The sequence below is a fragment of the Massilia sp. Leaf139 genome (assembly GCF_001424165.1).
Lineage (GTDB): Bacteria > Pseudomonadota > Gammaproteobacteria > Burkholderiales > Burkholderiaceae_D > Telluria.
This window is the reverse complement of record NZ_LMOJ01000025.1, coordinates 1-24921: the sequence shown is the minus strand read 5'-3', so window position 1 is coordinate 24921 and position 24921 is coordinate 1. Positions and strand designations below refer to the sequence as shown.

Sequence of the window (24921 nt, the reverse complement as noted above, 5' to 3'; positions counted from 1 at the left end):
CTAGAGCGGGCTCCAGCTGGAGAGGGCCTTTTGCGCCAGCCGGTAGCCCAGCGCGCCGACCAAGCCCGGCTTGAACAGGATCAGATCCATCATGCGCGCGCCCGGCTTCGCACCCCAGCGCTGCTTGTAGCCGGAATCTCCCTGCCCCCAGTCGACCAGGCGCAGGCCGCGTCCAATCGCTTCCTGGAAGATGTCGAGCGAGAGCAGCGAGCCCGGGCTGGACGCCTTGAAAGCCTCGTCGTAGCCGTTGGCGACGATGCACATCGTCTGCTCCGTCTCCAGGTGCAGCGAATAGGCGATGTCGCGTCCGCCGGTCGAGAGCAGCCACAGCACGACCTCCGGCCCGCCGTGCTGCGCCAGTCCGGCCCAGTAGGCCTGGTTCTGCGTGCCGACGAGCTTGACTTGCTCGCCCTGCTGGGCCACCCAGGAAGCCTGCTCGACCAGAGCCGCGCGCTGCAGCAGCAGGGCGGCTTGTTCCGGGGTGAGGCGGTGCCGTTCGGTGCTCACCGCGCCCTGCTTGTCGAGGCGGCGGCGCAAATAAGCGATGTTTTTCCACAGCGAGGCGCTGACCTGCGCCTGCAGTGCCTCGGTCGAGGCCGGCAATGCCAGTTCGAACACCTGCCCGGTTTCCTGTTTCAGGGCGCGCCAGCCGCGCACGCGCAGCAGAGAAATAAAACCCTGGGTATCGGTATCGTCCTCGATGAGCGGGCCCATGCGCAGCAGGGCGCCAGGTGGCCGCCGGGTCATTTCGTCGGCAAGTCCGGCCAGCGCGCCCTCGCCCGCACCCGGTTCGAGGGCCACGCCGCGCCACGGCCAGTAATAGCCGGCCAGCGCCCACAGGTGCAGCTTGCCAGCGCGTTTCTGGGCGAAGGCGACTTCGGCGCCGGGGGCGCGCACCACCGCCAGCGGGCCGCGCCAGCCGTTGCCCGGCAAATACGCCTGTTCCCAGGCCGCGGACGTATGCGCGCGCACGAAACCGCGCCTTGCCGGCGCCAGCGCTTGGGTATCGAGCGGCATCCCGCGCCCCTCAGCCATGGCGGCGGATCAGGCGGCGCACCTTGGCCTTGACCCCGTAACGGTCGAGCAGCTGGCCCGTCCAGACCGAGAACCGGTCCATCATCGCGTGGCCGCGCAGGATGGCGGCATTGCGCAACGTGGGCCGCACCAGGAACACGTTGGCGCACTGGCGCTGGTGGGTGGCGAACAGGCGCTTGTGGTCGGACTGGCCTTCGGTGAAATCGAAGTAGCGCAGGCCGCCCTCATTGAACATTTCCTCCAGCGCCAGCCACTGCAGCACGGTGCCGACCGACAGGTGCATATAGGCAGGGTCGTAGCCCAGGTAGGAATAGATCGCGACGCCATCCTGCACCGGGCAGTACAGGTAGGAGACGGGCTTGTCGCCGTCGAACAGGACATAGGCGCGCAGGTGTCCGCTGGCGGCCAGCGCGCGAGCGCGTTCCATGAACTCGGGCGTATCGGGCAGGCCGGCGTCCAGCAGCTTTTCCTGGTAGGTCAGCTTCGACACGGCGCGCGCCAGCTGGAAGAAGGCGGGCACCTCGTCCGGCTTGCGGTAGGAATGCCACTTCAGGGTGCCGCCGCAGTGCTCGGTGAACTTGCGGATCTTGCGGTTGATGGTCGAACGGGTCTTGGACGAGAACTTCTTTTGATAGTCCTCGAACGAGGTGTTCAAATCGATGTAGCAGTGCTGGTAATGCAGCGGGACGTAGCGCAGGAAGGGCCCGGAGCGGGCCAGGCGCGGCAGGGTTTCGTCGACCGGCAGGCGGCGCAGCGCAAAGCCCTGGCTGCCCGGCGCCAGCTGATCCTCGCCGGGAATGGCGATGGCGGCGGGATTGCCTGCCTCGGCCAGCCCGATCGAGCACGGCTGCAGGCGGATCGAGGTCTGGAACAAGGTCCAGTCGCTCAGCTGAAACTTGAACGACACATCGCGTTCTTGCGACAAACTCATCCTTGGCGCCTTTTCAGACCACCGGCCGGCGCATCGGCCCGGATCCCGCTATCGTAAGTGAAGTGAACTTGCATGACGCGACAGTTGCCCGGTAAATTGACAAGTTACTATTATCCTACACTTTTGCGGACGCTCTCAACACTATTGGCGAGACTTCAGGGGAGGAGGACGGGATCCAATCCCGGCGGGATTGCGCAAGAAAAGCGCATGATGAATGGTGCGGCTGGCTGGGATCGAACCAGCGACCCTTGGCTTCGGAGGCCAAGCAAAATAGTGTTTATTGGCGTTGATCGCCATATCGAAAATCTGCCTTTATCCATAAAAATCAGATAGATAGGTAAGTTGCAGCTCATCCTTGCGTGCATTGGTGTTGATCGATATACTCCAGATCGGGGTACACAGCGGGTACACCAATACATCTCAAGGGCATATTGAATGGCGAAAGTAAAGTTCACGGCAGGCCGGGTTGAGGCCTTTACCTGTGAATCTGACAAGCGTCCCTCTTTCTTGTGGGACTCGGTAGCTCCAGGGCTGGGCCTGCGGGCCACACCAAACGGAAGTAAGTCCTATATCTTTCAAGCCAAACTGCGAGGTCAAGTCATTCGCACGACAATCGGCGCCCCGGCCGCATGGACCATAGCCGAGGCGCAAGCAGAAGCTATCCGACTTCGCGTGTTGATCAACCGTGGCCAAGATCCGCGCGAGGTCGAAGCTGATCGTCTGGCTGCAGAGCAGGCGGAGCGCAAAGCCAAAGCCGCTGCCGAAGCTGCGGCGCAAGCCGAACAAGTAATATTGGATCAGCAAAAGGCGATCGAAGCGGCCCAGCAAAGCTTGCTGGCCAGAACAGCATGGGACGCCTACCTGGCGGCGCCTCACCCTAGATGGGGGGCGCAGCATCGTGCCGACCACGTCATAGCTGCAAGCGAAGGCGGCATCAAAACCAAGATCGGCGAAGGCACTACAAAGGCCGCACCGCTTGCTTCGTTGCTGAGGCGCCCGCTGTACGCCATCACCGCGCCAGTCGTGCAGGAATGGCTGGTGTCCGAGTGCGCGGCCCGCCCAACTTTCGCTCACAATTCATTCCGAAAGTTTCGAACTTTTATCCGGTGGTGCGCTAAGCAACCGCAATTTCAGGCTGTCACGCATGTGGATTGCTGTCTTACCGATGAGGTTAAGGACATCGTTCCAGTCAGCAAAACGAAAGACGGAGACAGCTTGCAGCGTGAACAGTTACCTGCTTGGTTCGACGCGGTACGAGCAATCAGAAATCCGGTTATTAGCGCCTACCTGCAAGGCTTGCTGATAACAGGCGCACGTCGCGAGGAATTGGCCCGACTGCGCTGGGATGACGTCGACTTTCAATGGCGAAGCCTCACCATTCACGACAAGGTAGAAGGACTGCGCGTGATTCCACTCACTCTATATTTCTTATCGCTGCTGGCCGCTCTACCCCGCCGGAATCAGTGGGTGTTCAGCAGCCCCACCGCCGCCGATGGCAAGCTCGCTGAACCACGCATCGCCCACACGAAGGCTCTTGCCGCTGCGGGACTGCCTCATGTTTCACTGCATGGACTGCGCCGTTCCTTCGGTACGTTGTGCGAGTGGGTGGAAATGCCAAGCGGCATTTCTGCACAGATCATGGGCCATAAGCCGAGCGCCTTGGCCGAAAAGCATTACCGACGCCGCCCACTTGACCTGCTACGAAAATGGCACGACCTGATCGAGACCTGGATTTTAGAACAGGCCGGCATCGACTATGTACCGGCCACGCCGGGATTACGGGTGGTCAGTGGCCCTTAACCACTCACTGCTTGGTCATTGACGTTGGCCGACGCTTACCACCAATTCTAGGCATTTGGTCGCGGGTGTCTGGGAGCCTAGACTCTTGTCGGCCATTGCATAGCACATGTTCGCTAAGTCGACGAAGCCTCTTGCCCGGGCTGCCGGTTCAATCTCACGGAGTGTTGCACTTACAAGCTCCACCAAACGATCCTCATTCAGACCATCTTTTGGGGTACAGCCACTTATGTCACGGAGCCAATCATCGAAATCATCATTGCTCATGTTCATCAAATTGGATGACATAAAAATCCTTGTTGAAGTCAGTAATGCTTAAATTGTAGATTTCCTCCTTCTCGGCGCAACTTGGTGTTTTTAACGCAAACTTGATAAGGAAAGCGTTGCTCACGCAGACTTAGAAGGTGTAGACGAAATCAAATTCGATAAGCGAGTCTATTGAGTAGCATACGCGCTTCGGCTAGCCATACCTAAGCGGCGGAGATATCCAGTTTGCGGTCGTAATGCATCGTATGCCGCCAGCGGTCAGTCCACGCGTGGGTACGCTCGCCGACCCAGCGCTTTGTAGGACCACCAATCCGGTATTAATCCCTTTAGTGGGCGTGGCCGTTTGAGTAAGTAAGGTAACCCCTCTATCCCAAGGTCGGCATCGTTGTCACGTCTCATATAAAATTAGATCTACGATAAATACCTTGTTTGGAGCCACGATTGAGCGACCCTGTCACTCCGCCGGATTCACACTCCTTCCTTCAGGCAATGCGAGATACAGTCGCTTGGGCAAACCTCGAGCACCCATTCAGTGATATCGCTAAGGATAACGCTGAACTTATCGCAGAGCTCACGAGCTTCGAACGGGACGGCACAGTGGCTTTGCTCGCTAGCCTTCTTACGCTCCCTGCCCATCAATCTGAGTGCTTGCGCATTGAGCTTCTAGCTGTTCTTTCACTTATTTATTGCAAAGGCCAGCAAGTCGCCACGGTTGACGATGCGCGGCGCTGGCATGCTGCCATCGGCGCGTCGAACAGTGCAAGCGGGGAGGACCCGGCAGAAGACGTGTTTGTCTCTCTCGTCGGGAACGCAAGAGGCGATTATCGCGTGCTAGAAGGGGTATGGGAGGCCGCTGGCTTTTATACCCAGCTAATGGTTGACATTGTTTCCGACATGCCTGATGTCGGCCACTATCGCCCGCTCAAGCGCGCCGTGCAGTCGCTCCTTCAACTTTCGGACGTCGTCTGTGCCCGTTCTGGTCTCCGTCGTTTCGAGCCTGGTGCTGAAGACGCTCTGGACTCGCTTGATACTGGCGGACTTGATGCGAGTGAGCTTCGCTCACGAGTCATGTTAACTAATGGCATGCTACGAGCTGCGGACGTGGCAGTCGCAGACCTTACCCCCTTCATTCTTGACCACACACAGATCGCAGCTCTCGGCAGCCAGGCGCCCGGGATGGGAATGTTAGAGCAGAGGCCACTGCTCCGCTTACGGGACGGTCTTGTCGTTGTCCTACCCACTGCCCTTTCGATCGCTCTTCGTGATGCGGTGATAGCGTTTGCCAAGAAGGTGGGGGAGCTGAGTAACCTCGACAAGGCGCTGTCCAACGCCTATGCACGCACCTTCTGGGATACGCCGGTCTTCGGCGGCGGCAGGAGGTTGCGGTTGTCATGGCAACAGCACAAGACGACCCGGTCGGCGATCGCCGTCTCCTCGGTCGATGTGGGCCACGTTATGATGCTTCAGTTCGTCTTGCCCTCCATGCAGCAGCACCCGGACACCGGCTTCAGCAGCATGCTCCGGCTTGATGAGGAGATTGCGCACTTCCTCGACGCCGGCGTTGCAAAGATCGCCGGTGAACTCGCCAACGAGCATGGCTTCCAGCGCGGCATGGTCGTGCGCGTTGGTTGTGGCTGGGGTGCGGGCTTTGTCGGCACGGTGCCGCAATTGCCTGTGGGATGGCAGTTTGAGTGGATGTCCAGCGCGGATTTCGTCCGCATAGGGTCGTTGTCCGAGATGTCCCCCCTTGCCTTCTGGCGTGTACAGGATGCAAAAGAGACAATCGCACGCGCCGGTGTTCGAATCATCAACGTTAACGGCATCCTCAACCTCCTTGGCTGGGTACGCGCTAATGACGGCCACATGGTCCCACACAACCAGTTGCCGGAGGGGCGCATCACACCAGCGCGCCCGCTGATGCTAGCGATTCCGACGAATCTGCTTCGTGACGTGCGCATGGCGGCAGACACGGGATATGACCGGCACCGTATCTTGGACAATAGCGGCAAATGGCACCGGGTGCTCCGGCCGTCAGCGGAGGACTACTTCCCGACTGAGCGCGAAAGCAAATGCTATGCATCCATTGATGAACTTGACGCCCAACGTCTGACCTGTGTGTATGAAGGGCAGAGCAACCTGTGGGTGACGATTGAGGCCCCCAGCATGCGAGATAGCGAGATCGTTATCGAACTTGCGAAAATGGTACGTACATGGATCGGCCGGATTGGCGAGGCGTTGGAGACTTTTGGAGAGCGGACAACCGGCAAGTCAGTAAAGATCTACTTGCATTTTGAGGACAGCGACGACATCAACCGATTCGAGATGGAAGCGATCCCCCGTGACCTAAATACCTTCTGGCGACTTGAGCGTGTCCGTGAGCAGGGAGCGATTCGGGTAGTGCTTAAGGATGGGTATCTTGCTGGTTTTCGTGCGCCGGACAACCGTGCAGAACGAGCCCTTGTACGTGCACTCGGCACCGCGTTTGCCACCCTTTTTCGTATCGATGCCCCGGCTGACAAGGGAATAGCAGTTGAGCAGATGGCGGTTCCCAGTGACAGAGCTCGCAGCTTCCACCTTATGCAGTCGTTCGACTTCAGTGACTACGTGCGCAACTCGCTGACCCGGCGTCTTTTGACCATCGAGAACGTCGAGTCGGCTGCGGCACGAATTGAGCTTGGATGGCGTGCGGTTGCAGCCGATGGCCCAACACGGTATGAGGGCAAAAAGGCGGTTGGAAAGCTCCTCAACGACGTGGTTGATGTGCTCCTGTTTGACATGCAGGACGAGCTTTCCCGCTTTGATCGCAAAAAGACTCTCATACGACTTCTTGAGAACTGCGAGAGGGCACGTGGGGACGAGAATCAATGGCACCGCACGGCCGCTGCCGTTATTGGTCTGCATACCGGGGAGGAAGGCGTCGAAACGACGATTGCCAAAGAATTGGGACGTTTTTCTGGCGCGGCACTAACATCCCGGCTTGTCATCGAAATGGCGCTTTGTGCGTGCCCCGTAAATGATGGGATTGAGGCCTCCGACATGGCGCTCGGTCGGCTCCTGGCTCGCGCATCACTGCTCTTTCGCATCGGCGGCATGTCGGATGCAGTGCGCTTTGGCGCGCTGCCGGCCGTTGTCGACATCTCTCCCTTGGGTGACCTTCTCTTCCGAGACGAGCTCGGAGAGATGGTGCTCGAACCGCTACTATCGAAGGCGACCAACGAGCGGTTTGAAGCGCATGCAGCGCAATTTGAGCGTCACTATGCAAAAGTGGACGAGACGGAAGAACTGGCCGATGAAGAAAACCATGCTGACGATGCCGAGGTCGATTCCGATACAGAGACCTTCCTGGCATTCTGGAAAGCAGAGATGGGCTTTACGCCCGAAGAAGGTCACCGCTTCGTCCATGCACTCGAGTCAATCGGCATGGCCCAACAGTCGGCGGTTTTCACGATGACGTGGAGCCAGTTGGAGGACGCCGGCAAATCGGCCGGACTCGATGATGACGTCGCTGGCGCGTTCCTCTCCCAGTTCATACTCAGCACGCGTCCGAAATGGGATGAGGTGCCAAACGGGTTTGAGCTTTCCGACATCTATCCGTGGCGTTTTGGGCGGCGCCTGTCAGTTGCAGCTCGCCCCTTGTTGCAGATAGACGAGAGCGATGACTCGTTAGTAATTGTAGCGCCTGGGCTCCTGCGCACGTCCCTGAAATACATCTTGGAAGGGGCGCATACGGGAAGGCTCAAACGGGAGTTCTTCCGTACGGAAGGGATGCGAGACGACTGGTTGGGGGAGGCCCGAGAAGGGCACACGTTTGAAAAGACCTTGGAAAGGAAACTCCGTGAGGCAGGGTGGACTGTCCGGCGCGGCATTGGATTTCCGGAAATCTTGCTGCGAAAATTGCCAGTAAATCCAGGCGACATCGACCTTCTCGCTTGGCGTTCGGATCGCAAGCAGGTGCTTATGGTCGAATGCAAGGATCTTTCACTGGCCCGTAACTATTCGGAAGTTGCCTCCCAGCTCTCCGAGTACCAAGGCGAGGACATAAAAGGCAAACCAGATAAACTCAAAAAACATTTGAAGCGCGTAGCACTTGCACGAGAAAACCAAGCTGACATGGCTCGCTTCACATCCGTGACGAACCCTGAGATTGTATCTTGGCTTGTCTTCAGTGGCGCGTCCCCAGTTGCCTACGCTCATTCACAGATTGCTGCGCTGGAAGATACCCATGTTGGGCGATCAAGCGATCTTCTTAAATTCTGAGGGAATCTGGCTAACTTGTTGAATCATGTTTGAGTGTGTGGCTTCCCTATCTAACACGACGGCACGTTTGCACATGTTGGAGATGATCAGTTCTCACTACCTGATACTGGAAACCTCATCGGTCCTGCGCGGCGAGCAAAAAGCGAGCCCCAGTCAGTGAATCCTGGCCGAGAAATAGGAAATATGCCGTCTCTGGCATCTCAACTGCCGCTTCGGCAGCTTGTTGTTTTGCGGCTAAGACTGCTTCCGTAATTTGTGCATTAGCATCGCTTGGCTCGGCCTGTGCAACAAGCTGGGCATACGTACCGTCAGGCAGATCCCATATTCCCAAGCAAAAGCTCTTCAGATTCGAAAATGACAAGGGCACCGAGGATTTGGTTACATATAACGCAAGCACTGTGTGAACCTTCTCATTGCCAGCTTCAATATAAATTGTATTTTTCCAGTTTTTCCCGATGCGCTGCTCTGGACTAATTGCCAATTCCCTCAAGGGAAAAATTAATTTGAAAGCTTGAATAACTCCGTCCACGAATTCGCCAGGTTTTTCCCAAACCTCCCAGGCCCGGTTTTTTCCGTCTGCAACCAGTTCTGGCCGAGCGTCTACCGCCTGCGATGTGAAACCAAATCTCCAATTCCCTGAGACATGAAGGCTGACTTTGGTTTCCTTAAAATTATCACGGCAAGCGATATAGATATCTCCCGGCCCCTCGGTTCACACACGCCAACCGTTCGAAGTTTTGGCCATTGGATTTCCTACCGCAAAACGTACCACATCATTTCTTATAGGAAGTAGGCCTGCACGCATAAGAGATTGCGGGCTCTGCATGGGGATTCGGGCGTTAGTATTCATTCTCGGCGCAGTGATGACATGCTGTCGTGGTGTAGACGGCGCATGCTAGGGCTACTTCATTGATTTTGTCCACACCCTCTTAGCGCGTCTTCAGGTCGATATAGCCCTCTCGGTACAAATAGCGCCACACGACCGCGTCTGCCACACCTGTTTGGACAGCAACGTGCTCAACAACGACCCAAGGGTAAGGACCGAACCTGGCGTGTGCCAGTTGATGCAGTATGCTGGTTGGTCCAACGGACCAACCCTCCGACCGCGCTTGGCTAGCCGCGATTTCCAGTTCACGCAGGCGTTCCTCATACGAGGTAGTCCAGTGCCATCGCGCGCTAGAGAGCTGCGTGAACAAGTCCTCATCCACCTCCCTGTCGTCGCGCCTTAGTAGCGCTGGCACGTCTGTGGCTCGAGGGCGCTTTGCGGCGGGCTTGTCCAAGGCCGGCAGCATCTTCGGGAACAGCAGGCCGAACAAAGCGTCGTAGCGCGGATCGCGCAAATACAAAGTCTCGCCCGCTTGAATGCTGGCACGCACCTGGTCTCGCCACTCAGCGACCCGCTCCTCCTGTGCCCGACTCAAATTCGGCCGGTACGCCTGGATGGCGATCAGATATAGGCCATGCCAAGACCGTGAGGCGTTGCTGACTTCAGTCAGCATAGTATTGATCACCTGCCAGACGGTCTTGTACTTGTAGCCAACTACCGATCCTCTAGCGATCGATATCAAACGATGCAGCATGGTGTGGCCGTTGTCGAACAGGCGGTGGTCAAGCGCCTCTGCAAAGCCGTGCTCGCGCAATCCATCGGCAGCTCTCATCACATCGTCGTACGCTTCTTGGCGAGTATCATCCCAATCCCACATCGCCTCCTTTTCCGCGACGTAGTCGAGCCACGCGAGCTCCATCACTGCTTGAACGTAGATGTCTCCCCATTCCTCAGCGGAAGTTTCGCGCCGGCGATGGCGACGTACCACCGGATCCCAAGGCACTCGCGGACCGTACACAAGGGAGTCGTCCGTAGGAAGAATCGCCGACGGAAGCATGGCGGCTGGGTGGTGCAGCCAGTGCTTGCCGATCACCTCGTCCAGCACTAGCGTGCGCAATCGGTCTCGGTGCAGAACACCAGCCATGCGCGAGAAATCAATCTCGATGGCGGGCAGATTCACCGCACGGATGCGCTCGAGGCGCTCGGGAGTGATGGTGTTTGTGACCGTCACTTCCACCAGCAGCTCGCTGCCGTCCGCGAGCTGCGCGATCACATCCGGAATGATGCGCCCCAACTTCTTTTCCAGTCGAGCGCCGGCAAGACGGGCCAGCGTCCTATTGTCGGCCACGGTCACCAACTGCTTTCCGCCGTTTGCGCCACCTGCGCCTGCCACGCACCAACCGGGCAACAGCAAGCTTTGCGCCGTAGCAAGGATGGCCTTCACTTCACGATGCAGCAGCGATTCGCGCCGCAGGTCGGCCGGCAGTTGCGCATTGCCCTCTTGGTCCTCCCAATCCCAGTCAAGCGCTTCGCTTGCCGTCCGCCGCGCGTCGTCGCGAGCAGCCTCCTCCAGCTCCGGGGCCGGCCAATGCCCGCACCAACGGGCCGCCCTGATCGCGGGTACCAACATTTCACGGAGCTTGGCGGCGTCGAGCGCAGCCAACTGCGGGTCGTCTGTAGCTATTTCGATGCGCGGCACTAGGCAGGGTCCGTTTTCTAACTCAGTGGCGTCGGCGCTGCCTGTCACGACCACCTGCAGGCGACGACCGTCCGTCAGCACCACCTCCGCAGTGGTCGTGTCAGCAAATCGCAGCTGGTCGATGCGCACCCGCTGGGGTTCCAATTCGATCCAGCCCTGATAAGGTGCGCCCGACAGGCCCATTACGGTAACCGCTCGGCGCATCCGCGGCAGCTCGATCCAATCGCCTTCCTTTAGGCTGGCCAGGAGGGCCGCGCGCGCTGACAGCGTATGGCAGCGCTCCGTCTCGGCACCAGGCTCATGACGGAAATGCGGTCGGTTTTTGAATATCGCCTTGCCAGCGTTGACTGCTTGCAACGGGTGCCCGCAGCTGATGCATGTGCATTCGCACGCTGCGCCGTTCTGGTGTGGGCCTAACTCGAGGATATAGCGCAGCGCCTTCGTTTGCGAATCTCGGGCCCAGGCCAATACCTGTTCCTGTTGGCGTTGCCGCACCTCCGCCACGCGGCGCACGGACACGTAGGAAGTATTTCGCTCGTTCACTTTCGGTGCTGCCGGCAATACTTTTGCTCAGCCAGCGCCGGATGTTTGCAACGACGATTTTTCAACGCTAGGATCGCGTTGCAGCGGTTCACCGTCTGGGTTGCCTGAAACCGATAAATGACTCCACCAACCGCCGTCGGCGGATCCTTTTCGTACACCGCAAGAGTATAGGACTCCCAGTTCGCGTCATGTGGGCGCGGGCCACGAACCATGTTCACTCCACCGTCGGGACGCGCCTCGAGCCAACAAGCCTGTTCAAGCGACAACCGGTCAAGGCACTGGATCGCCGGCAACTCCAGAATTTCATCGCCATTCGGGCCGCCCACGAATCGGCATTGCGCCATACCTTTCATACAGATTTCCTTCTAGTAGATGTGCCTCGCGCGCCACCATATCCAGGTATTCCAAACGAACGCTACGAAACAGCACAGGGCGCCACTGACGTACAACCAGCAGACGAAGTCCTGAACAACATGCACTGGGGAGACGGTGGCTGCTTCATCAGGCCTCATGGCGAAAGCCAGTCCCAGAAACACTACTTCCCCAATGGCGCACACGATCATCCAAAGTCGCGCCCGTTTCATCGCAGCGATGGCGGGGTTCGGCGAGCGGACATCCGTTACCAGAATTATCGAGAACAGTGCATTTATTAGCCAATCCATGAAGTGATTATATGGCGGAAACGCTCGCGTTAGCTGTCGATCAAAGGCCCATGACTCGCCAGTAGCCCGCCCCCCACAGCAGGTCCATGTTCGGGGTTGCTCGGAAGCGGTGATTGTGGTTGCAACTTTGCCTAGAAGAACTTAAGCTGTATGCCAAATTGACAAGGTAGTTTGTTACGGAGTGGGGGTACGCGGATGAAAATCATCCAGAGGATTGCGGCCTGGGCAGCCGACCAGCCAGCATGGATTGACGATGCTGTGAGGCGGCTAATAGCCGGAACTCTGACGCAAACTGACATGCGAGAACTAGCTGATCTTGCGAAATCGAGTCATGGTCTTGCAGTTGACAACTGTCTTACCCCTGTACGGCTCGACTCTAAGTCATTGCCCTCCTTTTCCCAAGATGCCGCGGACGTTAGCCTTGCGGCCCTGCGCAATCCGCAGAATGTCAATGCGATCGATCCAAGCCAGTCTTTAACCTTTCATCTTGCAGGCCTAACAGTTGTGTATGGCCACAATGGAGCCGGCAAGTCGGGTTACGCTCGAGCTCTAAAAAAAGCCTGTCGCGCGCGTAATGTCGAAAGTATCCTGCCAGATGTGTATGCTGCAGCACAGGGAACGACTTCCGCCAGAGCGACGTTCGAATGGAACGAAGGTGAAGCTTCCCGATCCGACACGTGGAGCGCAGATACTGTCCCGCCGGCACCGCTTTCGCAGATTTCTGTTTTCGATGCGCACTGTGCTCGTGTGTTTGTCGACAATCAGGCAAAAGTGCTTTTTGTGCCAGACGGGCTCGATGTAATTCATGGGCTCTCTGCAGCGCTAGGTACCGTACAGCGCCTAATTGAAGCCGATAGAAAAGAAAACATCTTCGATCATGCTCAGCTCACACCATTAGCGGGCTCAACCGCAGTCGGTCTCGCACTCGGGAAACTTGGTCGAAAAAGCGATCCAGAAACGTTCAGGAAGCTTGCTTCCTTATCTGAGGAAGAAGACATCGAACGTCAAGCGCTCAACAAGCTCTTCCACGACCAGGATCCAATCAAACTGGCAGGTGCTATGCGTCGCACCGCGGCTCGGCTTCAATCTCTACGCAACGAGCTTGCTGCGGTCGAGGCTCCTCTTTTGGACGCGTCACTTAATCAGCTTGCAGAGGCATTTGTTTCGATGACCGCAGCCGAGGGCGCATCGAAGCTCGCGGCCGAAATGCTGCATGCTGGGGGAGCGCATGTAGTAGGCACTGGCACTGAACCATGGGAGCTTTTACTGCGCAGCGCGACAAAATACGCGACGGAGGTGGCGTATCCACAGTATGAATTCCCAGGGCCAGATGGTGCCCATTGCGTACTATGCCAACAACCAATCGCTCCCGAAGCTAGAGCCCGCCTTGAGACTTTCATTAAATTTCTTGAGGATGACGCTCAAAAAAAGGCGACTTTAGCGCGAGAGGTAACTAAAAAATTATACCGCGCAGTGTCCTCGCTAAACTTCGAGAGCTTTCCGACCGATCGCGTGTTCCTCGAAGAGCTCGCCGAAAGCCAACCAGCATTAGCGACCGCTATTCACAGCTACATCGCAGCGTTAGAAGTTCGCCGCGCGAGTGTTGTCGGAACAGCTGCGGACCGGCGACTAGAGCCACAGCCGGAGCTACCTCCGTCTCCGGTTATCGCACTCGATGCACTGGTCACAAAGCAGCTCGCTGAAGCGGGCCGGTTGGAATCGATCACGACGCCCGAGGAGCGCGAGCGCAAGAAAAATTTGCTCGCAGAACTTGAGGCAAGAGCAAAACTTAAGGAATTACTTCCAAAAGTCATTGAGGGGATCGAGTGGCACAAGCGTGATCATGCATTCGGGGAGGCCATAAAGGGGTGCAACACTCGCCTCGTCACAGCGATAGCTACTGAGCTATACGAAGCGAATGTCACCGAAGAACTTCGTGCAGCGCTCGCAAAAGAACTAACGAACCTCGGACTCAAAAAACTCGACGTCACACTGGAGATGACTGGGCAAAAAGGAGCGCGTATGCAGCAGCTTAAGCTCCAGACTCTTCCGCAATATGCGCGCGCTAAGGTGTCTGACATCCTCAGTGAAGGAGAACAGCGCGTGATCGCCATGGCGTTATTCCTCGCTGAGGTTGGTATTGAGCCAGGGCGCTCTGGACTTATTTTTGACGACCCCGTTTCGTCCCTAGATCACGTCCGTCGTGAGAAGATCGCAAAGCGCCTTGTCCTGGAAGCGAAAGAGCGACAAATCATCGTCTTCACACATGACCTGGCATTTGCCTGGGCGTTAAAGGATTTCGCTGACGACAACGGTGTCGCTAACATAAGCCGGCACATTTTCTCAGCTGGAGCGAAGAAAGGTATCTGCAGTGACGGACTACCTTTCGAAGCCAAGAAGTTGAGCGCGCGCATCAATGAACTTAGAGAACAAGGCAAACGAGCTAAGCGCGCACTCGAGGAAGACCGTGATCACGATTTCTATAACGACACCGTGCGAAACTGTTATCGCCGCATGAGGGACACATGGGAATTGCTTATCGAAGAGCACCTCTTTGCGGGAACGGTTAAACGCTTCAGGCGTTCCATCGAGACATCGAAACTGCGTTATGTATCTGTCAGTGATGAAGAAGCAAGCGCTGTGTACAACGGTATGAGCCGATGCTCCAATTTCACCCATGAAGGCGGGGCTGAAGCACCACCCGCGCTTCCGGATCCGGATGAATTCTTAGCCGATGTAGAAGAACTCGCTGCCGCTATTAAGCTGATCGACGACAACAAGAAGCTCACCGAGAAGCGACGTTCTGAGGATGGCCTCGCGGCGGCAGCGTCACGTGTGTTGATCGCTTCGAAAGCCTTGAGCGCATTAGCTACACCTCACCCTTCAACGAACAAAGATCCGGCAGACGCACTTCCCACTCGGCCTGAAAATAACCCTACATAATGAAAGAAACGTGGGGAAAATTCGGTTCTTTCGCTTGCCTACTCTCTCATCTGTTGGAGGTACGTTGAACGGTTTTGCGAGGCGTTCTAAACCAGCGTTTCCTTAAGCTTCAGCTGCACATCCTCGTAGCAAACCAGCGGGAGCCAAGGGCAACACTGGCGCCCTTTTCTCTATGCCTAGCCTCAATGGCTGGCGTGATCAAGTCGTACTAGCGACAGCGACAGCGGCACCGGCCCGGTACGATTTCGGTACCGGCAAGTCGCCCTGCAGTTGCTCCGCGTGAATCAGGGCCGGCGCGACGAAGATAAGTTTGCGCTGCTGATTGCCGATGCCGAAGGGCTGCATACGAAAATGCCCGCGGCGCCAATGCGGAGCCACGCCACCCCCCGCCGCACCTTCCAGATCAGGCGGCAGCAATGACTCAGGACCGACAAGAATGCCGTTGTAGAGGGATGCCGATCTCTGCAACAGTTTGGCGCGCTTGCGCTCCCCCAGGCCAGCGGCGCGGCGTAGCGCCTCGTCGTATTCGCTGTGCGGTGTCACGCGCGCCTGCTTCAAAGCCATGTAGAGAAACAGACGGACCACGTAGCTGACCGCGGCGTGCATCGATGAATGAAGCTCGCTCTCGTCTGCTGCGGTGAAGCCGCCGAGGACCTCGCCCAACCACTCGCCAACCGTAACGTCCCCCCGATCCGTTTCGCCGAGCAGCGAGATATGGCCAGCGTAGCGGTTCTGGCGCTTGCCGATGAAGACGAGTTCCAGCGTCTAGCATTTCCCCTCTGGCTCGCCAGACATGCCGTGCCGGGTCAGGAAACAGAATGCCCCGTCGAAGGCGTGATCGGGCGATTGCGGAGCCGGCACTTTCAGATACCGCATGGCCGCTTCGCCGAAGCGCAGGTACTGGGCCCGGTAAGGCGGCGCGACCATGCTCATCGGGAGACTGAGATCCACGTCCGAATTCGCCAGCAGCGTTTCCAGCGCGGGCGTGGCCTCGATCACTGTGCCCTCGCTCAAATGGTACTTGAGGTTCGTGCTGACCTGAAATGCGAGCCGTTGGCGATCTTCGGCGCTTATCTGCCCAGCTACCGAAGAGCTAGGATGCACGCATTCCAGCTGCCGCAAGACTTCCTGCCTGATCTGCCAGCACAGCGTGCCGGGATCCTGCCAGAGGGGCCAGAGCCCCGTGTTCCCGAGCGCATGCGTCCAGGCGTCGAGCGCGCCCTGCACCCGGAACTGTACCGGATAGGGCCGGCCAAAAAACCGCGTCATGGGACTGCGCACCAGCGCCGGCCCGATGTTGACGAACCCATCCCTCGGTACTGGCTGTCGGCCAAGCGGGCTCGCGGCACGTGCGTGTCCACGTCGTTTCAGGTTCTTCGGCATTGCCATGCTCCTCCAAGATGACTGTCAGAAAAACTTTAGACATGGCGCAGGGAAACGTATTGATTCTTAGCAAGCCTTTTTTGGCAGCATGCGGGTAACGTGTCAGCTGACCATTTTTTCACGTGCGCTACGGCCAGCGGGACATCAGGAGGCAGTTAATGGGCGAAAGCCAGGAAATCGTTAGCGGTGCCGCGTGGTCGGCGTTTAGTGGCGCATCTCAACACAACCGCCTCATGCGGCTAGACTTTCCATTGAAGGATGGACCACCCGCTGTCCTTTTGCCGAACAAGCTGGTCGCTCATGAGGAAGTCTCGCGCGGTTTTCACTTCCAGGTTGAGGTACTGTCGGACGAGGCACGGATTCCCCTCAAAATGCTGATGGGCCGGATGGTGACCATCTCCCTGGTGCGGGAAGACGGATCGCTGCGCTACTTCAACGGCTACATCACTGAGTTCCGTTTCCTGCGCACGGATGGCGGCTTCGCCTTCTACCAGATGGTGCTCGAACCCTGGCTCGCGTTCGCTCGCCTGCGCAAGGACAGCAGGTCGTTTCACAATAAAAGCGTGCGCGAGATCACCGAGGAAACGCTGAAGCACTACCGGGAGGCGGACTGGCACGTCTACCCCATCGACGACTCGAAGCTGACTCTCGCCAACCAGTACAACGAGACCGATTACAACCACCTGCACCGACGCTGGGAAGCGCTAGGCCTGCACTACTGGTACGAACACAGATTCGACGGTCACAGGCTCATGATTTCGGATGACAGCTTCCTGGCCCAGCCGATCGACGAGCAAGCGTACTGGATCTCGTACCACGACAAGGGCGGCTCGCGCGAGGACGACGGCATTCGCGAGTGGACGGCCATCCGACGGCTCGGTTCGGGTAAGACCACGCTCGCGTCGTTCGATTACAAGAATCCAAGAGCGCAACTCGTTGAAGCCCCTTCAGTCAACCAGCAAGGTGATTTCTTTTCCTACGAAGTCTACGAGGACCTTGGTGCCTATGGCTTTCGCCTGCAGACCGACGGCGCACAGCTGGCGGGCCGGCGCATGGACGAAGCGGACAAGGACACCCAGTATTTCGAGGCGGCCGGCAACGAGAGGTGCGTGCTGCCGGGCCGCACATTCAAGCTCGGCGGCCACTTCAGCGCCGAGCCGCGCTCGCGTCGATACGACTCCGAGCCCCGCGGCAGCATCGAGGACCGCTACTACCTGATCCTGTCGGCCGACCATGAGGTTTCCAACAACTATCAGGCGGGTCCTGAGGCACCTTCGCACTACGAAAATCGCTTTACGTGCATTCGCCAGGACATCCGCTGGCGCCCTGGCCGCAACTTCAATAGTGAGCCTGTTATCTATACGGGGCTCCATACGGCCATCGTCGTCGGGCCGGTCGGCGCCGAGATCCATACGGATGGCTACGGGCGCATCAAGCTGCAGCCTCACTGGGACCGGCTGGGTACTTACGACGAAAAGAGCTCGCCCTGGATTCGGGTGATGACGCCGGCCGCCGGCAGCGAATTCGGGCAAATCCGGTTGCCGCGCGTCGGCGAGGAAGTTGCCGTCGTCTACCCGAACGGGAATATCGACCATCCGCTCGTACTCGGCGCGCTCTACAACCAAACGCACATGCCGCCGTGGTCGCTACCGGAGCAGCAGTCGCTTGCCGGCTTGCGCAGCCGGGAGCTGGGTGGCGGGGCACGCGGCAATCACCTCGTTCTCGACGACACCAAGGAGATGATCCAGGCCCAGCTGAAAAGCGATCACCAGTGCAGTCAGCTGTCGCTCGGCCACATCACGCGCATCGAGGACAATGCCGGCCGCAAGGATGCCCGTGGCGAAGGATGGGAGCTGCGCACCGATGGACATGGCGTGGCCCGCGCTGCCAAAGGACTATTGATCACGACCGAGGCAAGGCAGACAGCACGCGGTCCGATCAAGGACATGGGTGAAACGGCAAAACGGCTGGATACCGCGCACAAGCTACACGATGACCAGGCGACAGCCGCACTGCAGGGCCTGGCGCAGGAGAGTGGGCAGCAGCACGACGTTGCCGATTCTCTAAAGGTACAAAACGACGAGGTGCGCGGCACTGGCGAAAAATTCCCCGAGCTGTCCCAACCGCACCTCGTCCTGTCCAGCCCGGCCGGAATCGAGACGTCGTCGGCACAGTCGACCCACATCGCCAGCGCCGAGCACACGGCGTTGACGACCGGACGCAATCTCTCGATCGCAACAGGCGACAGCCTGTTCGCGAGCATCAAGCAGACCTTGCGCCTGTTCGTCCATAAGGCAGGCATGAAGCTGATTGCGGCCTCCGGCAAGATCACCGTGCAGGCACATGACGACGACATCCAGATCATCGCCAACAAGGTTCTGTCCCTGATCAGTCAAACCGACTGGATCGACCTAAAGGGGAAAAAAGGCGTGCGGCTGCATGGCCCTGAGTGCATGGTCGAAATCACCAACCGGATGGAAGTCTTCGCTGCCAAGCCAGCGCTGTTCCATGGCAACCTCGAGACCCTTGGTCCTCAGAACCGACCGCATCCTTCGTCGGAGCACAAGATCAACATCGTAGAGCCGAAGACGCCGGACGATCCGAAGCAGCTGCTCTTCATGCTGCAAACGCACGCTGAAAGCGGACGCCCGTTTGCGAACGTCCCTTACACCCTCTACAAGAACGGCAGCCAGGTCGACGAAGGCATCACCGACGACCTTGGCCTTATCGCCATCGAACATGCGAGCGGAACCCAGGGATACACGGTCGAGCTGGGGAACGGCGAAAAATTCGATCTCAAGGCTTGGGAAAAATTTGACCCAAAGGACAAAGCCTTGCACAGCGAGCAGCTTCTCTCGAACCAGGGAGCGCGCGCTCTCGATGGATCGGCAGAAGGCCGCACCTACTCCTGACAGCTGCGAACAGAACAGGGAACCTCATGAGCTCTGAAAAATATCTGCGAACCGAACAGGTCCATATCGACGAGGTCAGCTGCAAGGCGACATCCACCATCCAATGGTTTGTGGAAGACAAGAACAAAAAGGGAAACGCCACACATCCCATTACCCACAACAACAAGCTTACCGTCCATATCTGCGGAAGAGACGGCTTCGCGGCCATCGCCAAGGACATCGCGGAAGCGAAGGAAAGCATCGAACTGGTGTGCTGGGGCTTTGATCCAGGAATGGAACTGGTGCGTAACGGTTACACGTGGCCGCGCGCCGAAACATACGGCGACCTCTTGATTGCAGCGGGAAGGCGGGGCGTGCGTGTCCGCCTGCTGGTCTGGCATAGCATCAGCGGCGCAAAGATTCAAAAGCACATGCCCGGCCACAGTCACGGAACGAGTCCTTGGCGCATCCAGCAAAGCGATGTGGAAATCCAGCAAATCAACGCCAAGCGCAGCCTGCAACTGATACGCGAGCATGCCCGGGATAACCGTCATAAAAAGGAGTGGAACATTCCGGGCGACAAACTGGCGGCGATGGCGAGGGAAGAGTATTGCTGCAGCTGGTACAAGGCGGCGTTCGCAGGACGGCTGCAGGGCATCAGCATCCGCACGCGTGACGGCGATTCCAGCAGCATCGATGATTCGCTTGGCCAGGAGACGAGAAAGCCCGACGTTGTCGAGAGCAAGCTGTTCACATTGGGCGGCACCCATCATCAAAAGCCAATCCTGATCGACTTCGCCTATAACGAAGGCAAGAAAGCGGTCGGTTACGTTATGGGCCTGAATTCACTGACCGACTACTGGGACACTCCCGAACATTGCGTTGAAAATCCGCTGCGCGAACAAGGTGCCGCCAAGACAATGCAGGAGCATGCGGAGGGCGTCGACGGCCATTTCGATTTCGAGACCCTGAAACCGTACCGCGACTACGCCTGCCGGATTGAAGGTGGCCGGGCGCTCATACCGGTCCACGAGAATTTCGAGCGGGCCTGGGAACGTGCTGGTGGTGGTGCCCCGGCAACGCCCTACGTGTGCAGCGCGCCGCCTTCCGGGTTGCTGCGCAAGGCCGCATCCGGTGACTCGACGGTACAAATTGTCAGGACGCAGCCCGAGGAAGACGATTTTACGATCAAGGACATCTATTTCAATGCGACCCGCGTTGCCGCCGCGGGGACGGGCTACCTGTATATGGAAAACCAATATTTCCAATATCAGGACTGGGCCGAGCACTTGCTCGCGATCCGAAAAAAGGTGATCGCCGGCTGGAAACGCAACTGCGCGAAGATCGGAAAGACCAACGAGGACTTGCCGGTGATGCACGTCTTCGTCGTCATTCCGGCGCCCGAAAAAGCGCAGATGGTTCCGCGTACCTACGATACCTTGGCGACGCTGGGCCAGCAGGGTGGCATGACCGGACAAGTCAAGATGATCGAAGAGGCGAATGAGAAGGCCAGGCGTGACGAGGCAGCATCCAGGCAGTACGCGTTCCGAGGTGTGACCGGCATGCGGGCGACGCAGCAAACCTTGCCGGACGTGATCTCGACAGCAAACAGGATCGACAAGCCTTCCAAGCTGATCCTCGAGAAAACTTATGGCTTGCAGGTGTGCGTTGCCGTGCTCAACGCCTGCGAATTCAACCAGGCGCGACGCCAGTGGCGCTACCGCGAAATTTATATCCACTCCAAGCTGCTGCTGATCGATGATGGCTTTTTCACGCTCGGCAGTGCCAACCTGAACCAGCGCAGCATGGTGGTGGACAGCGAGATCAACCTTGCCACCAACGATCCGCGCCATGCGACCGAACTACGAAAACGGATCTGGTCGCAGCTCGCGACCGAAAAGAACAATGGCGGAAACGCGACGCCACAGGAAATCAAGGAAACCTTCAAGGAATGGGTAAAGCTTATGAACGAAAACAAGGACAGACAGAAGTCGACGTCAACCGACCCGAAGAAGAAGCAGATGGGAGGCTTCATCGTCCCGCTGGACGATAGCCGAAGCTCGACCATGCGCTTCGGTTGAACCATGGATACCCTTTCCGCTTTTTCCCCATCGCGTTGCCGCCATCTGGCAACCTTCCTGATCACGCTTACTTTTCTGACCGCCTGCGACATGGACAAGACCAAGCTTCCCGGATACTTACAAGAACTGCCGCCCTTCGATCCGCACATCGCTTCCTTCGAATGTCAGACCGAAGCGAGCAAGGTGCCGCCGATCGACGCCCAAGCCGACGACTGGTTCCTTGAGGCGCGTGCGATGGAAGATGGGTCTGTCTACGTCGACGACGTAGATTATAAAAAGGTCGTTCGGCTGACCCGCCAGGCCGCCGAACGGCATCACTGGAAGGCGATGCTGAACCTTGCCAGCCTGTATGTGGAACGGCACGATCCGCCCAATGGCGAGAATGAGGCGGTGGCATTGGTGTCACAGGCCATCGAACTGGGCATTCCGGCTGCCTACGACAGGATGGGCACGTATTATCTCAACGGCACAGGCGTGCGTGGCGACCCCGACCGCGCGTATGCCTTTTTCCAGAAGGCAGCCCAGATGGGCAACCCGCAATCGATGGCCTTCCTTGGCGAGAAGATGGATGCGGGCGCGGACGGTCTCAAGCCCGGCTACTGGGGCAACATCCCGATTGCGATCAAGATGTTCGAATGCGCGCTGGCCCAGGGTTACGGCCCGGCTGCGGTGGAGATGAAACCCATGTATGAGGTACCCCGGGCGCCTGACGGGACGGAACTCGGCAGCGAAACCCCGGAAACCCGCGACCGCGTAATGCGGGCTTTGCACGAGGGTGTGAAGGGCGGCTGCAAGTATTGCGCAGACAGATTGTTCCTCGAGTTCGCTCGTCCGGACGAATTGGAAAACATGTTCGTGCCTTTCATCGACAAGGCACGGGGCCAACGCTACGACATGCTTGGCGACGCACTCAGCTTCAACCCCGACCGCCGCTTCCCCAACCTCGACAAGATCCTGCCCCTGCCGCCTGCCACGCTGCCGCCCTGGGACGGCAAACGCGAAAGCCTGCTCGCTGCGGCCATGGCCGTCGTACCCGCGCCAGACGCCCCGGCGCCCACCGAAGCCTCGCTCAGGAAGGGCCGCTACTTCCTTGATAGCGCCTACGTGTTCCGGCCGATCAAGGAAACGACCGATGCCCTGCAGGCGCCTGTCGCCGGCTACTGGCAACCGACAGCGCCGCAGGACGCGGCCGATGTGCGCGGCTTCCTGGCCGGCATCGCGCCCGGCCTCTACGGCAAGGGCGAAGCGTTCGAGCAGCCGCGCTTCCCGGACGGCATGGGTTCGAAAACCATTGCCGGGATCGTCTGGCAGCGTGTGCTCACCATACGCAACGAAGGTGGCGTAGTTGCGCCGCGCACAGCGCTCAGGCTGTCGCGGCAAGTTCCACGCTTGGCTCCGCCCGTGGAATGTGCTGGCAACAAAGCCTGTCCGGTCACAGGGACGTGGCAGCCATGGCTTGCGCCGGGCCATCCGCTGGAACAGGAGGTCAACCAGGCTTGGCGGCAGCGCTGGCTGACTGCCGGACAAGCCTTCCCCGATCCGAAACGCGATTGGATGCTTCCGCTGGAGCGCGCCGATTTGAAATGGCACTTGCTGGAGGACGAAACGCCAATCGAGAAGTAGTTCACGCCGACAGATCGGAACGTCACGCTTGCGGACATCGTACCGCAGCGGTTCTCTCATCAATTAGCATCCGGAGTTTTGAATATGAAGCATGAGGGGCGTGGCGTCATTCGCTTGAATGACAAGACAGACCACGGTGGTCAGGTCATTTCGGTTTCATCCGGGACTGTCGTGATGGGTGTAGAAGCAGCGCTTGCAGACGATGTGACGTTCTGTCCCAAATGCAAAGGGAAGTTTCCCATCAAGCCGGACGGCGCCGGTGCCAAACACAAGGGTCGGTCCTACGCCTATGACAACGATCTTACCGCTTGCGGTGCAAAGCTGATTTCCTCGGTATGAAGATCCCGACCGACCGCATTGGCATCAATGCGTAATTGCTGCCACTCATGCACGATAGGCCGGCATAAAGCGGACTGAACTCTACTGGTTAAAGATTTGTGGACTGCCCGGCCAAACCCTCTCTCAAAGATGGTGTGCCCCGTTTGTTTCTCGGTTTCGCCCTGACTTTATTGCAGTTTGTCGCGGTGCCCTTTGTAATCAGCGCAGTGTCTACAATGCTGCTCCAGCGCCAGCTACAGTGCTTAGAGGCTGAACGCTTCCCGGTGATGTCGCAGGTAGGTTTTCTGCGCGGTGTTAAGGGATTTTCGCAGCGAGGCAGGCAAGCCCAACAGCTCGCGATCGGCCGACGCAAGTAACTTCGAACACACCATTGAACCATCGTCGGCAAAGCCGATTAAGCCGCGGTCGAACAGGACGTCCAAGGTCGCTATCAAAGGCAGTCCATTGTGCGGATCTAGGCGCTCCTGGTCGCTGGACGTACGCCACGGCTTGGCATGCGAGGCCCGCAATACGGCAGCTAAGGAACAACCGGTGACGGCGCAACGGTGGTCCCACATAGCCAGCAGCTCATCGCGGTATTTGCCCTGCCCTCGTCGCGCCTGTACGAACACGTTGACTTGGGTCGGCCCGCCCGGTTTTCGCTCGCCTAGTTGTTCCACGTCCGCGATTTCTGCATAAGCGTGGATCAGGTCCATCAATTCGTTTCGATTTTTTTCGAACGGCTGCACAGCCAGGCGCGGATTGGTGCCCCAAACCCGAATGATCTCGCTATAAGGAAGCGGGTACAACCTCAAGTCGCCATACCATTCGACCTTCCGATGATATTCCTCGCTTTCGAGCGGGCTGACGGTTCCGGCACCTCGCTTCACGATGACAGAGCGGTCGTCGAGTACGGTCCCCGCTGCCACCACCCCGCTGTTCGGTTCGTGCAGAACGACTGTGCTGCCCTTGGGAATACTATCGAGCTGGAGACGGTATTCCTGACCGCCGCTGGTCACGGCAATTCCTCGTTCAATCCATTCATCGTGATAGCTGCGCTTTTCGTTGGATACAGCATCCGAATTGATGAAATAATTTTTCATAAGCTCCTCCTGTGACGCCGATTGCTGCCGCCACGATCAGTGCTTCGTCCCGGCAGTGTGAAAGCAGATCATATCCGGTGAGAGAGCCGGGCCGACAGAAAGCCGATAAGACGTCAATGTTGCCATCGGCGCCTGTAACGGTGGTTAGCGTGGCTGCCATTGAATTATGTCTGCAGCCACCGACTTATCGATCGCGATGCGTCGGCCGAGACAAATTCGGTTTCGAGAGCCAGGAGCGCTGGCGACTGTGTGGTTTCATTTGTGGTCTGTTGAGCGACATGCTGAACAAAGCTACCCAACGGATGTTGGACGACTCCGACGCGGGCAGCGTCGCCGGCGCCGCGCGATCTCAGCCATGCCGAAACGGCGGTGATTTGCTGCTCCACATCTCCGGCTGGATGCTCTGTCTCCTTAATGTATCGTTCAAGCGCCAACCGGACGAGCTTCCCCCGCTCGCGCACGGTGAATCGCCACGAATTCAGTAGACACTCCTGAGCCTATAATTATAGGTTCAAGGAGAAAGTATGAGCGGCAAGCGGTATCCCGAAGAATTCAAGATCGA

Annotated in this window: 15 protein-coding genes and 1 pseudogene; 7 read left to right on the top strand and 9 right to left on the bottom strand. The window is 58.2% G+C overall.

Going from position 1 to position 24921, the window contains the following annotated elements; all coding sequences use genetic code 11:
* Together ASF77_RS17900 and ASF77_RS17895 are read right to left on the bottom strand one after the other, a co-directional pair.
* A complete protein-coding gene (locus ASF77_RS17900; protein WP_056342380.1) occupies window positions 1–1017 on the bottom strand; it encodes a GNAT family N-acetyltransferase in 1017 nt (338 codons plus the stop codon).
* A gap of 10 nt (window positions 1018–1027) precedes the next feature.
* The gene (locus ASF77_RS17895) at window positions 1028–1966 is read right to left on the bottom strand and encodes a GNAT family N-acetyltransferase (protein ID WP_056342379.1); all 939 of its coding nucleotides are present in this window, start codon (window positions 1964–1966) and stop codon (window positions 1028–1030) included.
* Between the two features lie 435 nt (window positions 1967–2401).
* On the opposite strand from ASF77_RS17895, the gene ASF77_RS17890 reads away from it, so the two are divergent.
* Window positions 2402–3766 (top strand): integrase family protein, encoded by a 1365-nt coding sequence (locus tag ASF77_RS17890; RefSeq protein WP_056342376.1) that lies wholly within the window; start codon window positions 2402–2404, stop codon window positions 3764–3766.
* A 467-nt stretch (window positions 3767–4233) separates the two neighbouring features.
* On the opposite strand, the pseudogene ASF77_RS24990 reads toward ASF77_RS17890, so the two are convergent.
* Window positions 4234–4352, bottom strand: a pseudogene (locus tag ASF77_RS24990) (IS5/IS1182 family transposase); the annotation flags it as partial.
* Between the two features lie 119 nt (window positions 4353–4471).
* Between ASF77_RS24990 and upx the strand changes: the two are divergent.
* Entirely contained in the window at window positions 4472–8287 is a 3816-nt protein-coding gene (upx, locus tag ASF77_RS17885; RefSeq protein WP_056342373.1) for an anti-phage protein Upx, read from the top strand.
* 115 nt (window positions 8288–8402) lie between these two features.
* Here the strand turns inward: upx and ASF77_RS24415 are convergent, their stop codons facing one another.
* From ASF77_RS24415 to ASF77_RS23805, 3 genes are all read right to left on the bottom strand, one after another.
* The gene (locus ASF77_RS24415) at window positions 8403–8816 is read right to left on the bottom strand and encodes a hypothetical protein (RefSeq protein WP_156648935.1); all 414 of its coding nucleotides are present in this window, start codon (window positions 8814–8816) and stop codon (window positions 8403–8405) included.
* Between the two features lie 400 nt (window positions 8817–9216).
* Entirely contained in the window at window positions 9217–11373 is a 2157-nt protein-coding gene (locus ASF77_RS17880) for a hypothetical protein (RefSeq protein WP_156648934.1), read from the bottom strand.
* Window positions 11352–11708, bottom strand: a complete 357-nt coding sequence (locus ASF77_RS23805; RefSeq protein WP_082493873.1) for a CCCH zinc finger protein — start codon at window positions 11706–11708, stop codon at window positions 11352–11354. The genes ASF77_RS17880 and ASF77_RS23805 overlap by 22 nt, the downstream gene beginning before the upstream one ends.
* A 504-nt stretch (window positions 11709–12212) precedes the next feature.
* Between ASF77_RS23805 and ASF77_RS24410 the strand changes: the two genes are divergently transcribed.
* A complete protein-coding gene (locus ASF77_RS24410; protein WP_156648933.1) occupies window positions 12213–14960 on the top strand; it encodes an AAA family ATPase in 2748 nt (915 codons plus the stop codon).
* 198 nt (window positions 14961–15158) lie between these two features.
* On the opposite strand, the gene ASF77_RS17870 is transcribed toward ASF77_RS24410, so the two are convergent.
* Both ASF77_RS17870 and ASF77_RS17865 read right to left on the bottom strand, forming a co-directional pair.
* Window positions 15159–15623 (bottom strand): hypothetical protein, encoded by a 465-nt coding sequence (locus tag ASF77_RS17870; RefSeq protein WP_056342364.1) that lies wholly within the window; start codon window positions 15621–15623, stop codon window positions 15159–15161.
* A 102-nt stretch (window positions 15624–15725) separates the two neighbouring features.
* Window positions 15726–16343 (bottom strand): hypothetical protein, encoded by a 618-nt coding sequence (locus tag ASF77_RS17865; protein ID WP_156648932.1) that lies wholly within the window; start codon window positions 16341–16343, stop codon window positions 15726–15728.
* Between the two features lie 158 nt (window positions 16344–16501).
* Here ASF77_RS17865 and ASF77_RS17860 point away from each other — a divergent pair, with 158 nt between their 5' ends.
* From ASF77_RS17860 to ASF77_RS23800, 4 genes are all read left to right on the top strand, one after another.
* The gene (locus ASF77_RS17860; RefSeq protein ID WP_082493872.1) at window positions 16502–19255 is read left to right on the top strand and encodes a type VI secretion system Vgr family protein; all 2754 of its coding nucleotides are present in this window, start codon (window positions 16502–16504) and stop codon (window positions 19253–19255) included.
* Window positions 19256–19281: 26 nt separating this feature from the next.
* On the top strand, window positions 19282–21315 hold the full coding sequence (locus tag ASF77_RS17855; RefSeq protein WP_056342359.1) for a phosphatidylserine/phosphatidylglycerophosphate/cardiolipin synthase family protein: 2034 nt from the start codon (window positions 19282–19284) through the stop codon (window positions 21313–21315).
* A 3-nt stretch (window positions 21316–21318) separates the two neighbouring features.
* Window positions 21319–22938, top strand: a complete 1620-nt coding sequence (locus ASF77_RS17850) for a tetratricopeptide repeat protein (RefSeq protein WP_056342356.1) — start codon at window positions 21319–21321, stop codon at window positions 22936–22938.
* An 84-nt stretch (window positions 22939–23022) separates the two neighbouring features.
* The gene (locus ASF77_RS23800) at window positions 23023–23277 is read left to right on the top strand and encodes a PAAR domain-containing protein (RefSeq protein WP_082493871.1); all 255 of its coding nucleotides are present in this window, start codon (window positions 23023–23025) and stop codon (window positions 23275–23277) included.
* A 242-nt stretch (window positions 23278–23519) separates the two neighbouring features.
* On the opposite strand, the gene ASF77_RS17845 is transcribed toward ASF77_RS23800, so the two are convergent.
* Window positions 23520–24359 carry an HNH endonuclease gene (locus ASF77_RS17845; protein WP_056342352.1) on the bottom strand — a complete coding sequence of 280 codons (840 nt, stop codon included), beginning with the start codon at window positions 24357–24359 and terminating at the stop codon, window positions 23520–23522.
* Window positions 24360–24921: the final 562 nt, after the last annotated feature.